Source organism: Burkholderia sp. AU27893 (assembly GCF_002223205.1).
Taxonomy (GTDB): domain Bacteria; phylum Pseudomonadota; class Gammaproteobacteria; order Burkholderiales; family Burkholderiaceae; genus Burkholderia.
On record NZ_NKFD01000004.1, the window covers coordinates 622,711 to 637,015 of the forward strand.

Genomic DNA, 14,305 nt, shown 5'->3' on the forward strand with positions numbered 1-14,305 from the left:
TCGATCGGTTGCCATGTCACTCATTTCCGTCGCCTCCGTAAGCATCCGGCGCTCACGCGTGTTGCCGGCCACTCGAACCCTGGCGTTCGCGATTTCGCTCGCGGCAGCCATCGGCGTCCTGGGCGGCGCGCATCCAGTCGAAGCCGCCACGCCCACCCAGCGCGAACGTCTCGAAGCACCGGTGAAGGCAGTCGCCGACCAGCGCTTGACTGTCGACACGCCGCAGGGCAGCGCGATGTTGCCCGTCTATGCCGACCATCCCGTCGACAAGGCGGTACCCGACGTCACGCGTGTGTTCATCGTGATTCACGGGACGCTGCGCAACGCCGACGCTTATTTCGCATCGGGGCTCAAGGTCGTCGAGAAGGCCGGTGCGGCGGGCCAGGGCACGATGGTCGTCGCGCCGCAATTCCTGACACGCGCCGATACGCGTGCGTTCTCGCTGCCCGCGCCGACGCTCGCCTGGACCCAGGAAGGATGGAAGGGCGGCGAACCGGCACGCCAGCCCGCCCCGATCAGTTCGTTCACCGCGCTCGACGCATTGCTCGCGCATTTCGCCGACCGCAGCCTGTATCCCGCGTTGTCGACGGTCGTCGTGATCGGCCACTCCGCCGGCGCGCAGTTGCTGCAGCGCTATGCGGTGGCCGGGCACGAAGGCGATGCGCTCGCGCGGGCCGGCATCGCGGTGCGCTATGTGGTCGCGAACCCGTCGAGCTACCTGTATTTCGACGACGAGCGGCCGGACGGCCAGGCGATCGCAGGCGGAACCTGCCCGAGCGCGACCGAGTGGAAATACGGGCTGAAGTCGGCGCCGCCTTATGTTGCGTCGCAGGACGTGCGGGATCTCGAAACACGCTATGTCGCGCGTCACGTCGTGTACCTGCTCGGCCTGGCCGACACGAACCCTTACACCCACTTCATCGACCGCTCATGCGCGGCCATGGCGCAAGGCCCGTACCGGCTCGCACGCGGGCTCGCGTATTTCGATTACCTGAAGAAACGGCATCCTGACGATCTCGCGCAGCAGGTCGTCGAAGTGCCGGGCGTCGGGCATGACGGCCTCGGCATGTTCACGTCCGCTTGCGGGCTGGCCGTGCTGTTCGGGCAGGCGTTGCCGCAATCGTGTCCGGTCGTTGCCGGCACGGCGCCGGACATGCGCGCGGCAGGGCAGTGAGTGGGCGTGCGAGATCCGCGCAGGGCGAACATCGATCGATCAGAAAAATGCAGGAATCGGCAAGATAAATTCATTTCCCTGCGAAGCGTTCCCGGTTCAGGATGACGGCGTTGCCAGGAGCGTTCGCCATGAACATCACGATCCTCGACGATTATTTCGACACGCTGCGCACGCTGCCGTGCTTTCGTAAGCTCGACGGGCACGCGGTCACGATCTGGAACGATCACGTGCAGGACGTCGACGCGCTGGCCGAGCGCCTGCGCGACACGGAAGTGCTGGTGCTGATCCGCGAACGCACGCAGATTCGCGCGCCGCTGATCGCGCGGCTGCCGAAGCTGCGGCTGATCAGCCAGCGCAGCGTCTATCCGCACATCGACATCGACGCATGTACCGCACACGGCGTGATCGTGTCGTCGAACCAGCATGCGGGCACGCCCTCCTATGCGGCCGCGGAGCTCACGTGGGGTCTCGTGCTCGCCGCGATGCGCCAGATTCCGCAGCAGATGCGCGCGCTGCAGGCCGGTGACTGGCAGATCGGCGTCGGGCGGACGCTGCGCGGGCGCACGCTGGGGATTTACGGCTATGGCCGGATTGGTGCGGAGGTTGCGCGGTACGGCGCCGCGTTCGGGATGAACGTGCTGGTCTGGGCGCGCGAAACGTCGCTGCAGCGTGCGCGCGACGACGGGTGGAGCACGGCGCCGGACAAGCCCGCCTTCTTCGAAACCTGCGATGTGCTTTCGCTGCATTTGCGACTCGTGCCGGCCACGCGCGGCATCGTGGCGGCCGCGGATCTGGGCCGGATGAAACCGGGCGCGCTGCTGGTGAACACGAGCCGCGCGGGCCTCGTCGCACCGGGCGCGCTCGAAGCGGCGTTGCAGGCCGGCCGACCCGGGATGGCGGCGGTGGACGTCTACGAGACGGAGCCGTTGCACGACCCGCGGCATCCGCTGCTGCGTTTGCCGAATGTCGTATGCACGCCGCACATCGGCTACGTGACGGAGGACGAATACGAGACGCAGTTCGCGGATGTATTCGACCAGATCGTGTCGTATGCGGCCGGGCAGCCGATCCACGTGGTCAATCCGGCCGTGCTCGAGCGCGAATCGGCGTCGATCGAGTCGCTGATCCTCGACCTGCTCGAATGGATCGGGCCCGCCGGGCGGCCCTATGACGAAGTGATCGATGCGTGGCGCACGTCGTGCCCGCGCCTGCCGGTGTGGGAGGAAGCCTGCACGCGCGGCTACGTGGTCCGGCACCCCGCGCGGGACGGCGTGGCGATGGTCGAGGTGAATGCGGCCGGCCGGGCCTGCCTTCAGGCCGCCGGGCGCATGTGATCGTGCCGGTGCCGTCGGCGCGCGATAGCGGTGCCGCGTGTCATGCCGGATCTTCCGTGATCGGCGGCCCGCTGGCGTCGAATACCGTCAGGCCTTCCGTCGGGTCCGTCGGTGTCTCCCACGGACGCGCCGCGATGGCCCGTTGTGCGGCCTCGTAGCCGGCCTGCCGGCGGGCCTCGATGCCGGCCGGCGTGAAATCGATGTCCTTGAACTGATTGTCGTCGGCGAGTCGCGGTGCCGCGAGCTTGATCAGATGCATCGTGGTTTCGCATCCCCACGCGGCGAGCCGGCGCACGGCCGGCGACGCGCGTTCGGCCTCCGGCACGTGCCGCGCCAGTTCGCGGATCACGTGGCGCAGTCGGTGAATTTGCTGCTGGCGCGCGATGTGGCTGTCGGTGCGGCTCGCGTACTGGATGTCCTTCTGCCGCTCCGACACCTGCCAGATGCTCTGGGGCTCGGGGCCGGCCGGGTTCCACATCTGGACCGAGAAGATGATCGAGCTGCGGCGCGGATTGTCGTCGAGCACGACCTCGACCGGCGTGTTCGAATACACGCCACCATCCCAGTACGGCTCGCCGTCGATCCTGATCGCCGGGAACGCGGGCGGCAGCGCGCCGGAACTCATGATGTGCTCGAGCGACAGTCGCGTATCGCGTGAATCGAAATAGCGCATCGTGCCCGAGCATGCATTGACCGCGCTGACGGTCAGGCGCGGGTGGCCCGCGTTCAGCAGCTCGGGATCGACCAGCGACGCCAGGGTATCGCGCAGCGGCGCGATCCGGTAATACGACGCGCGATCGACGCCGAGGCGAACCATCGGCCCGAGCCACGAGGCCGGATTGGGCTGGAAGAATCCCGCGATGCCGCCGCCGATGATCATCAGCTCGGCCAGCGTCCGGTTCCAGCCGGGCAGCAGCGGCGCAGTGTCGAAACGGGTCCGTTCGGTCACCCGGCGCCAGAATGCCGACAGCTTGTCGTAACGCTGCGCCGGCGGGTTCCCGGCGATCAGCGCCGCGTTGATCGCGCCGATCGATGTCCCGACCACCCAATCGGGGCGGATTCCGGCTTCGTCCATCGCCTGAAAGACACCGAGCTGGAATGCGCCCAGTGCGCCGCCGCCCTGGAGCACGAGCACCACTTGCCCGGGGAGATCCATGCGTGCCGGCTGGCTTGCGGTCATGGCTGGCCTCGCTGCGTATGAGGGTGGGTCGGGTCCGAACGGATCGATTCAGTTTAGGCGATCGGCGGCGCAGGGCCGCCCGCAGTGCAACGGGCGGCCGCGTCTGCTTCGACGTCGGTCGTTTCCGACCCTCAAGCGCATGTCGTGACGCGCCGCGTCATTCGACCGTGATGGTCTCCTTCATGTACGGGTGAATCCCGCAGAACACCTTGTAGACGCCCGGTTTGTCGAAGCGGAACGCGTACGTCTCGTCCTGGTCGAGCGCCTTCGAATGAAAGATGCCCGCGTCGTTGACGACGGTGTGCGGTTCCGCGTCGAGGTTCTTCCACGTGATCGTCGTGCCGGCCTTGATCGTCGTCGACATCGGCGAAAACATGAAGTTGCGGATCGTCACGAGCGTGCCGTCGGGGCCCTGTGCGAACGCGGTGAGCGGGGCGGTGGCGCACAGCAGCAGCGCCGCGATGAGGCGGGATGGCTTGAAACGGGTCATGTCGGTCTCCCTTGGGTTCAGTGCGTCAGGCCAGCGTCGCATCGCGCAGCGACGACGCGACCGGATGGCCCGCGAATTCGACGGTCGTCACGCCGAGCATCGACGGCAGCCGGTCGCGCGGCACGGTGAGCGGCACAGGCCCTGGGCCATTGCCGGCCGTCGGTTGCGGGAACGCGGTGGAGCGCGCGGTGTGGAACGTCACGTTGCCCTCGACCTTCGACACGATCTGGTGGATGTGCCCGTTCAACACGGTGACCGAACCGAAGCGGCGCAGCAGCGCCATCGTCTGCGGCGCGTCGCCGGTGCCCCAGCCCCACGGCTCGTAGATGGTCCACATCGGCATGTGCGAGAACACGACGATCGGCGTGCTCGACGAGCGGCCCTTGAGATCCTGCGCGAGCCACGCGAGCTGGTCGTCGCCGAAGCTGCCGAGCCCGTTCGGCTTGAAGTGCATCACGTTGACGAGGCCGATGAAGTGCACGCCCGCGTGGTCGAAGCTGTAATAGCCGCGGTTGTCCGACGCCTTGCCGAACCGGCCGAAATACTCGGCGCCCGAACCGTCGGTGACGTCGTGCTCGCCGGGCACCGTATGCAGTTCCGGCACGCGCAGCGCGGCGAGCAGTTGCGACGCGTGGTCGAACTCCTCGGGCTTGGACAGGTGCGTGATGTCGCCGGTATGGATCGCCAGCGCGGGCATCGCCGGCATGCCGTTGACGAGGTCGATCGTCTGCTTCAGCGTGGCCGATACGTCGGGATTCGCGTCCTTGTTGAAGCCGATGTGCGTGTCGCTGATCTGCACGAACAGCGGGCGGCCCGCGTTGGCGGGGAGCGCGTCGCCGGTCTGCGCGAGCGCGAGGTCGAACGGCGTCAGGACGCCGCCCGACAGCGTAAACAGCGTGCCGAGGCCGCCGAAGGCCATGCATTGCAGCGCCTTGCGGCGCGACGGGTTGGTGGGGGGCGATGAAGACATGTGAGCCTCGCATTCGTGTGACGAAACCGGACGGCCGGATCGTCCTGGAATAAGCCGGCGCCTTCGCGTGCCATACCGGCGCAGAGGCGAATTTATTCCCGCCGGTTACAAGGTCGACCGCCCGTGTTTGCGGCTTGCGCGGCGCGACGCGATTCCTGACAGATGGCTTGTCAATGTCCTGTAAGTGACACGTCACATTTGCGTCACGACCGATCGATAGCCTGCCACTCCGAGTCACCTCTCCGGAGCCCCTTCATGCCGAATCTCGCGGCAACGGAAACCAGCGGTGCGGTCAGCAGTCGCACGCGCACCATCAGCCTCGCGCTGTTTTTTCTGATCATTGCCTGCGGCATCGTCTACGTCGGTATCCACCTGAGCGCGGACCTCAGTCCCGTCAAGGAAAGCTCGGCTCTCCCGTTCCTGCTGCTGATCGTCGCGCTGCTGATCGCGCTCGGCTTCGAATTCGTCAACGGCTTCCACGACACGGCGAACGCGGTCGCGACCGTCATCTATACGCACTCGCTCGACCCGCACCTGGCCGTCGTGTGGTCCGGCCTCTGGAACCTGTTCGGCGTGCTCGTGTCGAGCGGCGCCGTCGCGTTCGGGATCCTGCAGTTGCTGCCGGTCGAGCTGATCCTGCAGGTGGGCAGCGGCTCGGGCTTCGCGATGGTGTTCTCGCTGCTGATCGCGGCCGTCACGTGGAACCTCGCGACCTGGCATTTCGGGTTGCCGTCGTCGAGCTCGCACACGCTCGTGGGTTCGATCATCGGCGTGGGCCTGATGAACCAGATCGTCAGCGGCCCGTCGGGCACGAGCGGCGTCGACTGGAACCAGGCGCTCGGCGTCGGCAAGGCTTTGCTGTTCTCGCCGCTGATCGGCTTCGTGCTGTCCGCGCTCGTGCTGCTGCTCCTGAAGGCGCTCGTGCGCGTGCCGGCGCTGTACCAGGAGCCGAAGGGCAACAAGCCGCCGCCGTTCTGGATCCGCCTGCTGCTGATTCTCACCTGCACGGGCGTATCGTTCGCGCACGGCTCGAACGACGGGCAGAAGGGCATGGGGCTGATCATGCTGATCCTGATCGGCGTGATGCCGACCGCGTATGCGCTGAACAAGGCCGTGACGCCCGATCAGACGAGCACGTTCGTCGCGGTGGCGCGCCACGCGTCGACGACGCTCGTCAAATATGCGGACCCGGCTGCCCGGACGGCCGACCCGCGCGCCGATGTCGAGGCCTACGTGCGCACGCACAAGCTGACGCCGGCGACGATTCCCGCACTGGGCAAGCTCACCGACACCATTGCCGACCAGGTCGCGCAAGCCGGCGGCATCTCGAGCGTGCCGCAGAACCTCGTCGACAACGTGCGCAACAACATGTATGTCGCGTCGGAGGCGATCCGGTTGATGGAGAAGGCGAAGGCGCCGGCGTTCTCGGTCGAGGACGCGAGCGCGCTCGAAGCGTTCAAGAAGCAGATGGACCGCGCGACGAAATTCATCCCGACGTGGGTGAAGGTCGCGGTCGCGATCGCGCTCGGCCTCGGCACGATGGTCGGGTGGAAGCGGATCGTCGTGACGGTCGGCGAGAAGATCGGCAAGTCGCATCTCACCTACGGGCAGGGCGCATCGGCCGAGGCCGTCGCGATGCTGACGATCGGGATGGCCGACGCGTACGGGCTGCCGGTATCGACGACGCACGTGCTCGCGTCGGGCGTGGCCGGCACGATGACGGCCAGCGGCGCGGGCCTGCGCTGGGATACGGTGCGCAACCTCGTGCTCGCGTGGGTGCTGACGCTGCCCGCTTCGATCGCGCTGTCTGCCGCCCTTTACTGGCTGCTGCACGGATTGTTCTGACCCGCGCCGGGGGGCGCGACGTCCGGCCGCGCGTTGCGCGGCCGGTCCCATCGATTTTCAATTCAACACAAGACGCTACCGATGGATATCAGTTTCTTCGATCCGAATCGCACCGCCAACGCGTCCGCGTGGCGCGTGCTGCCCAACCGCTGGGACGTGGTCGCGTTTCCGCTGATCATCGGCATACTCGCGATGGCGATCGTCGGCTTCCACCAGACGATGGCGCCGATCGGCGTGCTGCAGACGCAGAAGATCTCGCTCGACCCGTCGAACCTGCCCGAATACGCGTTGCGCACCACGCTGCGGATGCTTGCCGCGATGGTCGCATCGCTCGTGTTCACGCTCGTCTACGGCACGCTCGCCGCGAAAAGCCGCCGCGCGGGCATGGTGCTGATCCCGATCCTCGACATCCTGCAGTCGGTGCCGGTGCTCGGCTACATCTCGTTTACCGTCACGTTCTTCCTCGCGCTGTTTCCGGGCCGCGTGCTCGGTGCGGAGCTGGCTGCGATCTTCGCGATCTTCACGAGCCAGGCGTGGAACATGACGTTCAGCTTCTACCAGTCGCTGCGCACGGTGCCGCGCGACCTGAGCGAAGTGTCGCGCGGCTTTCACCTGACGCCGTGGCAACGCTTCTGGAAGCTCGAGGTGCCGTTCTCGATGCCGGGGCTGATCTGGAACATGATGATGTCGATGTCGGGCGGCTGGTTCTTCGTCGTCGCATCGGAGGCGATCACCGTCGGCAACCAGACCATCACGCTACCGGGCATCGGCGCCTATCTCGCACAGGCGATCTCCGACAAGAATCTCGGCGCGGTGGGCTGGGTGATCGTCGCGATGTCGGTCGTGATCCTCGCCTACGACCAGTTCCTGTTCCGCCCGCTGGTCGCGTGGGCCGACAAGTTCCGGATGGAAAACACCGCGTCGGGCGATGCGCCGCAATCCTGGCTGCTCGACATGATGCGCCGCACGCACCTGATCCATCAGCTGCTCGTGCCGGCCGGCTGGCTGCTGTCGCAGGCCGCGCGGATTCCGCTGCGCTTTCCGGCGCTGAAAAGCGCGCGTACGCGCGGCGCATCGTCGCGCGGCGCGTCGCGCATCGGCGACATCGTGTGGGGCGCGTTCGTGATCCTGCTGACGGCGTACGTCGTGTGGCGCGTCGTCACGTTCGTCGCGACCGGCGTGACGATGAGCGAAGTCGGGCACGTGGTCGTGCTCGGTCTCATCACGCTGCTGCGCGTGCTGGTGCTGATCGCGATCGCGTCGGTGATCTGGGTGCCGCTCGGCGTGCTGATCGGGCTGCGTCCCGCGCTGGCCGAGAAGATCCAGCCGCTCGCGCAGTTCCTCGCGGCATTCCCGGCGAACCTGCTGTTCCCGGTGTTCGTGATCGTGATCGTCCACTTCCACCTGAACGCGGACATCTGGCTGTCGCCGCTGATCGTGCTCGGCACGCAGTGGTACATCCTCTTCAACGTGATCGCCGGCGCGATGTCCTATCCGAACGACTACAAGGAAGCGACGAAGAATTTCCGCATCCGCGGTTGGCAGTGGTGGCGGCAGGCGATCCTGCCCGGCATCTTCCCGTACTACGTGACGGGTGCCATCACCGCATCGGGCGGCGCGTGGAACGCGAGCATCGTGTCCGAGTTCGTGCAGTGGGGCGACACGAAGGTCGTCGCGCACGGCCTCGGCGCGTACATCGCGCAGACCACCGCCGCCGGCGATTTCCCGAAGATCATCCTGGGCATCGCCGTGATGTCCCTGTTCGTTACCCTGTTCAACCGTCTGTTGTGGCGTCCGATGTACGCCTATGCGGAATCCCGGCTCCGTCTCGATTGAGAGTAAGCGCGATGCAAAATTCGACCGTTATCAACGCCCCCGCCAAGACGCCCCAGCCGCTGCAGCCGCCGCGCCTCGGTGACGAAATCCTGCGCGTCGAGCATGTGAACCGCGGCTTCAACAAGTCGCAGGGCGAATTGCTCGTGCTCGACGATGCGAACCTGTCGCTGCGCGAAGGCGAGATCGTCGGGCTGCTCGGCCGTTCCGGCTCGGGCAAGTCGACGCTGCTGCGCATCATCGCCGGGCTGATCGAGCCGACCGGCGGTGAAGTGACCTATCTCGGCCAGCCGCTGCGCGGGCCGGCCGAAGGCGTCGCGATGGTGTTCCAGACCTTCGCGCTGTTCCCGTGGCTCACCGTGCTGCAGAACGTGGAAGCCGGCCTCGAGGCGCTCGGCGTCGGCGCGCGCGAGCGACGCGAGCGTGCGCTGGCCGCGATCGACCTGATCGGTCTCGACGGCTTCGAGAACGCATACCCGCGCGAGCTGTCGGGCGGCATGCGCCAGCGCGTGGGCTTTGCGCGCGCGCTCGTCGTCGATCCGACGATCCTGCTGATGGACGAGCCGTTCTCCGCGCTCGACGTGCTGACGGCCGAGACGCTGCGTACCGACCTGCTCGATCTGTGGACGCAAGGCCGCATGCCGATCAAGTCGGTGCTGATCGTCACGCACAACATCGAGGAAGCGGTGTTCATGTGCGACCGGATCCTCGTGCTGTCGTCGAACCCGGGCCGGGTGATCGCCGAGATCAAGGTGCCGTTCAAGCATCCGCGCAACCGGCTCGACACCGATTTCCGCAAGCTCGTCGACGACATCTACGCGAAGATGACGGCCCGCCAGACCGGCGAGGCGACGAAGAAGGGGCTGGAGCTCGGCAGCTGGATGCCGCGCGTGTCGACCAACCTGATGGCCGGCCTGATCGAAACGCTCGCGATGGCGCCGTACCACGGCCGCGCGGACATGCCGGAAATCGCGCGCACGCTGCATCTGGAAGTCGATGAACTGTTCCCGATCGCCGAAGTGCTGCAGCACCTCGGCTTCGCGGACGTGCGCGAAGGGGACGTGTTCCTCACGCCGCCTGCCCGCGTGTTCGCGGAATTCGGCACGCAGGAGCGCAAGCTGATGTTCGCGGATCATTTGCTGAAGCACGTGCCGCTCGCGGCGCGGATTCGGAAGGTGTTGAACGAGCGCCCGGGCCATCGGGCGCCGCGCGTGCGCTTCGAGCAGGAGCTGGAGGATTTCCTGTCCGACGAAGCGGCTGAGGAAACGCTCGATGCGGTGATCGACTGGGGGCGTTACGGGGAAGTGTTCTCGTACAACGACAAGACGGAGGTGTTCAGTCTCGAGGATGTCGAGAGCTGATCGTCGAGCAAAGGCATCCCGTCACGCACGACCGTGACGGGATGCCGTCATGAGCCGTCTGCCTCTTCCCACTGAGCGAGAAGCTCCGGCGGAATGGCCCTGACGACATCGACATAGCGCTTGCCGACGAATTGTTCCGCGCGCCCGAGCAGCACCGGGATGGGGCTGCTCGGTTCGTTGGTTTCGAACCACTTGCGTGCCGTGCGGATCAGCGCCAACGCGGCCTGCCGGTCCGTTGGCGCAAGAGGCGCGGGTGCGGCAACCGCCGTCGGGGTTGGCGCAGCAGTTTCCTCGCCATCCGGACCTGCCGGCGTGGTAGCCGTTTCGTCGAGTGCCGCCGACACCGGCGTATCGCGTGCCTCCTGTTCGACCGCGCACAAGGAGCCGGATCGGCTGTCGACCTGCGGTTCGCTTGCCTGAAAGAGCTTGAGCAGGCGGAACAGCGGGGAAAAATCCGGCAGATACGTCTCGAGGTGCGTCGAGCACCACGAATCGATAGCGGAGAGGCTCGAGATCGCATCGTCGAAGGCCTTCATCGTCGACGGCTGCTGTTCCCGCAGGTTCTGCAATTGCAGGGTGACCGAATCGGGCGCGAGCGCATCGGCGGGACGCGGATGCGCGAACGCGCGCTCGACGTCACGAACCTGCAACCGGGTGGCGGTCGATCGCGTCAATACGATTTCCCGCACATCGGCCAGCAAGCCTTCCGGATCCGACAGCGCCTGCAGCGCGTTCATGCGCATCTCGAGCGCGGCATGGCGATCGTTGTCGGCATCGGCCTGCGGATGGACCTGCTCCGGAAACGCCTGCAACCACGCCGCCAGTAACCGCATGCCTTCCGACAGGCCTGCCACGCCGCCCAGGCGCGTGCGGCAGCGCGTATGCAGCACGGCAACGCGTATGTCCTTCGTGCGCGTCATCAGCCGCCGGCAGTCTCGCTCGGTTTCGCTCCAGTTCAGCGGTTCGGGCGAACCGACGAATGTGCCGTACTGCACATCCTGTCTGGGTGCGGTGCCGGCAAACAGCACCACGAAATCATGGTCGTATTCGAGATCCGGGCCGCACGGTTCCGACCCGTTCAACGGCGCCAGCCAGTCGTCATGCGGCGTATCGGCGACGGGCGCACGGCCGCGCTTGTTCGAGGCGGGAGAGGATTGCTTGCTCATAGTCGAGGTTCGGAGGCAGGGGCGCGATGATTGAAATGGCGTGAATGGCGTTCTGGCTCGAAGCGCATGCCGGTGATCGGCTTGTCGGATGCAGGGCGACCCAGCCATCCGGACCAGCCCATGCGCTGCCGGCCGCCCATGACGGCTGGCGGCGCGCTCTCGGGCTTGATGCGAAGCTCCAGTTCCCACTCGAGCTCGTGGCCGACGAAGGCCCGAACCCACTCGACGAGTCGCGGCAGGTCTTCGCCTTGCGGCGTGAAGCGCAGGTAGGCGTCGAGATCGACGGGGCCGATCACGATGCGGAACCGGTGCTGGCGATCCGGGGCGACACGCCCGAGCACCGCGCCCCGGCCCATCGTGGCGGCAGCGCCCGGGTACCCGATGCGCCCGCAGTCGGCCGGATCGATTTCGATCCAGTGAAAGACGTTTTCCTCGACGGAGACCGGAACGCCGAAGTAGTGCTCGAGCGTGCTGCGCAGCCCGTCCGGATTGCGCGATTCGCGAACGAGATGGGCCGACGCGGCGAGGCGCGCATGCGACGGAAGCGGGCATCGGTCGATTTCGCCGACCGCTTGCCCGGCGAGGCTTGCGATATAGAACGAGAAGTGCTCGTCGTGTTTTCGGTCGAGGCCCGCAGCCGCCTGCGCGGAAGCCCACGCTCGATAGAACAGGGTGAAGAACCGATGATGGAAGATGTCGAAGAAGTCGACCGTGGTCGTGTCGCGGCGGCTGCTTTCCCGGTCCTTCGCGATCTCGGTCACGTGGATCGGCAATGGACCGTTGGGCCCCAGCATGCCGAGACCGAACAGACGCACCTTGAGTTGCCCGGCCGTCTCGTGCGCGCTCGCGATTTCGCGCGGCGGGAAGGCCAGGCTCGGCTGTTGGCCGAGTCTGAACGGTTCGGCCCGTGGCCGGCGAGCGGTGCCGATCGGATCGACTGACGGGTTTGTACCGATCCGCCGCAGCAACGACAGGAATCCGAAGCGCCAGGGTTCGGCCTGCAGCGATTCGAGCAGTTCGGGTGACAGCGTGGGGTGTGTGGCGCGCTTCATCACAGTGCTCCGCGCGTGCCCGTGCGAGCTGGCCATCGCGCGATCCGGCCGCGTTGCATCGAGTGCAACTCCGTCTGCGTGAAGCTGTTGATCGAGACGTGTCGCGCGAGCCAATGCTCGAGGATTACCCCGAAGAGATAGGGGCTGACGCCCGAGAAGCCTGTCTCGTCGACCGTCAGCGCACATTCGATGCCGCGACCGAAGGTCATCGGGCCGGTTCCCGGCAGCTTGCGCGTGACGGGGCGCGTTTTTGCACCCACGAGGCTCTCGACCTGACGGCCTTGCCCGGAGTCGCCATCCACGAGGTACAGGCGTAGCAGGTCGCGCAGGCCTTGACCGCCCTCCCGGTGATCGAGTGCCTCGAGCGGCAGATAGTTGAAGTTCAGCTGGCGGATCAGGCGCCATGCCATTTCCCGCTCGGCATAGGGCGGCAGCGGTGCGCTCGGCGGCCGAATCAGGCCGATGCTGTCGACCGGCGCGGACTGCGTCGTTTCCAGGTCATGCACGCCGTTGCGCGGCACGAGCGAGGCGAGATCGCGGTTCGTCAACAGTGCCTCGACCGACAGGAAGCGAATGTTTTCGCCGTACGGCGCCTCTGCCTGGTCGACGAGCGAGAGAAACACCTCCGTCCCGACGTAAGGCGTGCGCGTGCCGTAGCGGCGCGCCGAATCGGACAGCAGGCGCCGCTCGCGCCGCACCGAAAAGTAACGACCGTGATTGCCTTCGTCATTGTTCAGCGTCTGATAGAGCGGCCGGAACTCGAGTTCGGAAGACGTCGTGGCGACTTGCCCGTAGACGGTGCGGACCGAGAACACCTCGTAGTCGAGCGGTGTGAGTCTCGCCGGCACCAGATGGAATTCGGTGTCGCGCGGCGAGATCTCGACCCGGTCGGTATGTTTGCCGAACAGATTGATGACGGGCGTACAGAAGAGTGCGAAGCGCGATGCATCGACAAGATTGGCAAGTGGACCGGGCGCCCGGTCGAGCAGCACGACGATCTCGACCTCTCTGCCATTGACCCGCGAAAAGCCCTCGGCAAGGCCGTTCAACGCAAAAAACCAGAACCGCGCGGGGCACGCGAAGTATTCATGCAGCAGGTTGTGCCCGTGGAATTTGGCCCAGTTGAGCGGCAACAGGCTTTGATCGATGCCCAATCCTTCGTGTTCGACCGCGTTTTCGATGACGGCCGCGGGCGGGCGGCCCGGCGTGCCGAATTCCCCGGGCGCGCCGATAACGGAGGCCATGCCGCCCGCATGCAGCAACTCGAACAGGTGCGAGGCGACCTGCTCGTCGCCTGCCAGATACACCGGAAGCCGCTCGAGTCCTTTCAGGTCGGCGATCCGCATGTTCCCCGTGGTCGCGAGCCGGATCCGGAGCGCGCCGCGCACTTGCCTGTCGGGCGGGCCATAACGCTCCAGCGCCGGGATGTCCGGTGGAATGCCGGTCAGCCGCGCATCGGTGATCGTGAGCGGCCACAGCGTGACGTCCTGCCCGCTCGTGAACTGGCATGCCGTGCGCTCTCCATCGGGAACCTTCGCGGTGAACGCGGTCCCGCGCTCAAGGCAATAGCCGCCGGCCAGACTGCCTTCGGACTTCCCGGGATACAGGCGGGCGATCGAGATCGACGGGGTCGGCGCGACGTAGTTCGGGTAGATGACCTCGAGCAACCGTTCCGTGAAGCGCGGAAACTCCGCGTCGAGCTTGATCTGCGTGCGCGCAGCCATGAAGCTGAACGATTCGATCAGCCGCTCGACGTAAGGATCCGCCACTTCGCCGGCCTGCATGCCGAGCCGGCGCGCGATCTTCGGATGTGCATGGGCGAACTCGGCGGCGAGCTCGCGCATGTAGATGAGTTCCTGGTTGTAGTAGTCGAGCAGTCGCGGGTCCATCGGAGAGGCCT

Annotated in this window: 10 protein-coding genes and 1 pseudogene; 5 read left to right on the forward strand and 6 right to left on the reverse strand. The window is 66.4% G+C overall.

The window, feature by feature from the left end; translation table 11 throughout:
• Positions 1-13 precede the first annotated feature (13 nt).
• Together CFB47_RS22735 and CFB47_RS22740 are read left to right on the forward strand one after the other, a co-directional pair.
• A complete protein-coding gene (locus tag CFB47_RS22735) occupies positions 14-1,174 on the forward strand; it encodes an alpha/beta fold hydrolase (RefSeq protein WP_089462353.1) in 1,161 nt (386 codons plus the stop codon).
• Between the two features lie 128 nt (positions 1,175-1,302).
• Positions 1,303-2,268, forward strand: a pseudogene (locus CFB47_RS22740) (D-2-hydroxyacid dehydrogenase family protein); the annotation flags it as partial.
• 280 nt (positions 2,269-2,548) lie between these two features.
• Here the strand turns inward: CFB47_RS22740 and CFB47_RS22745 are convergent.
• The 3 genes from CFB47_RS22745 to CFB47_RS22755 form a co-directional block, all read right to left on the reverse strand.
• Complete coding sequence (locus CFB47_RS22745; protein ID WP_089462355.1) at positions 2,549-3,688, reverse strand: patatin-like phospholipase family protein; 1,140 nt, start codon at positions 3,686-3,688, stop codon at positions 2,549-2,551.
• A gap of 157 nt (positions 3,689-3,845) precedes the next feature.
• Positions 3,846-4,178, reverse strand: a complete 333-nt coding sequence (locus CFB47_RS22750) for a cupredoxin family copper-binding protein (protein ID WP_089458541.1) — start codon at positions 4,176-4,178, stop codon at positions 3,846-3,848.
• Between the two features lie 25 nt (positions 4,179-4,203).
• Entirely contained in the window at positions 4,204-5,148 is a 945-nt protein-coding gene (locus CFB47_RS22755) for a metallophosphoesterase (protein WP_089462356.1), read from the reverse strand.
• A gap of 255 nt (positions 5,149-5,403) precedes the next feature.
• Between CFB47_RS22755 and CFB47_RS22760 the strand changes: the two genes are divergently transcribed.
• From CFB47_RS22760 to CFB47_RS22770, 3 genes are all read left to right on the forward strand, one after another.
• Entirely contained in the window at positions 5,404-6,993 is a 1,590-nt protein-coding gene (locus CFB47_RS22760; protein ID WP_089462357.1) for an inorganic phosphate transporter, read from the forward strand.
• Between the two features lie 81 nt (positions 6,994-7,074).
• Positions 7,075-8,829 carry an ABC transporter permease subunit gene (locus tag CFB47_RS22765; RefSeq protein ID WP_089462358.1) on the forward strand — a complete coding sequence of 585 codons (1,755 nt, stop codon included), beginning with the start codon at positions 7,075-7,077 and terminating at the stop codon, positions 8,827-8,829.
• Between the two features lie 11 nt (positions 8,830-8,840).
• Positions 8,841-10,187, forward strand: coding sequence for an AAA-associated domain-containing protein (locus CFB47_RS22770; protein WP_089462359.1), 1,347 nt, complete (start codon positions 8,841-8,843; stop codon positions 10,185-10,187).
• 47 nt (positions 10,188-10,234) lie between these two features.
• Here CFB47_RS22770 and CFB47_RS22775 read toward each other — a convergent pair whose 3' ends face one another.
• From CFB47_RS22775 to tssF, 3 genes are read right to left on the reverse strand one after another with little or no spacing between them, the layout of a single operon-like run.
• Positions 10,235-11,353 (reverse strand): ImpA family type VI secretion system protein, encoded by a 1,119-nt coding sequence (locus CFB47_RS22775; protein WP_089462360.1) that lies wholly within the window; start codon positions 11,351-11,353, stop codon positions 10,235-10,237.
• A complete protein-coding gene (tssG, locus tag CFB47_RS22780; RefSeq protein ID WP_089463516.1) occupies positions 11,350-12,405 on the reverse strand; it encodes a type VI secretion system baseplate subunit TssG in 1,056 nt (351 codons plus the stop codon). Before tssG ends, CFB47_RS22775 begins: the two co-directional genes overlap by 4 nt.
• On the reverse strand, positions 12,405-14,294 hold the full coding sequence (tssF, locus tag CFB47_RS22785; RefSeq protein ID WP_089442053.1) for a type VI secretion system baseplate subunit TssF: 1,890 nt from the start codon (positions 14,292-14,294) through the stop codon (positions 12,405-12,407). Before tssF ends, tssG begins: the two co-directional genes overlap by 1 nt.
• Between the last annotated feature and the right edge of the window lie 11 nt (positions 14,295-14,305).

Coding starts and splice junctions, on each gene's coding strand:
- tssG (WP_089463516.1), bottom strand. CDS start 12,405: ATGAAGCGCGCCACACACCCCACGCTGTCACCCGAACTGCTCGAATCG.
- CFB47_RS22770 (WP_089462359.1), top strand. CDS start 8,841: ATGCAAAATTCGACCGTTATCAACGCCCCCGCCAAGACGCCCCAGCCG.
- CFB47_RS22735 (WP_089462353.1), top strand. CDS start 14: ATGTCACTCATTTCCGTCGCCTCCGTAAGCATCCGGCGCTCACGCGTG.
- CFB47_RS22775 (WP_089462360.1), bottom strand. CDS start 11,353: ATGAGCAAGCAATCCTCTCCCGCCTCGAACAAGCGCGGCCGTGCGCCC.
- CFB47_RS22760 (WP_089462357.1), top strand. CDS start 5,404: ATGCCGAATCTCGCGGCAACGGAAACCAGCGGTGCGGTCAGCAGTCGC.
- tssF (WP_089442053.1), bottom strand. CDS start 14,294: ATGGACCCGCGACTGCTCGACTACTACAACCAGGAACTCATCTACATG.
- CFB47_RS22755 (WP_089462356.1), bottom strand. CDS start 5,148: ATGTCTTCATCGCCCCCCACCAACCCGTCGCGCCGCAAGGCGCTGCAA.
- CFB47_RS22765 (WP_089462358.1), top strand. CDS start 7,075: ATGGATATCAGTTTCTTCGATCCGAATCGCACCGCCAACGCGTCCGCG.
- CFB47_RS22745 (WP_089462355.1), bottom strand. CDS start 3,688: ATGACCGCAAGCCAGCCGGCACGCATGGATCTCCCCGGGCAAGTGGTG.
- CFB47_RS22750 (WP_089458541.1), bottom strand. CDS start 4,178: ATGACCCGTTTCAAGCCATCCCGCCTCATCGCGGCGCTGCTGCTGTGC.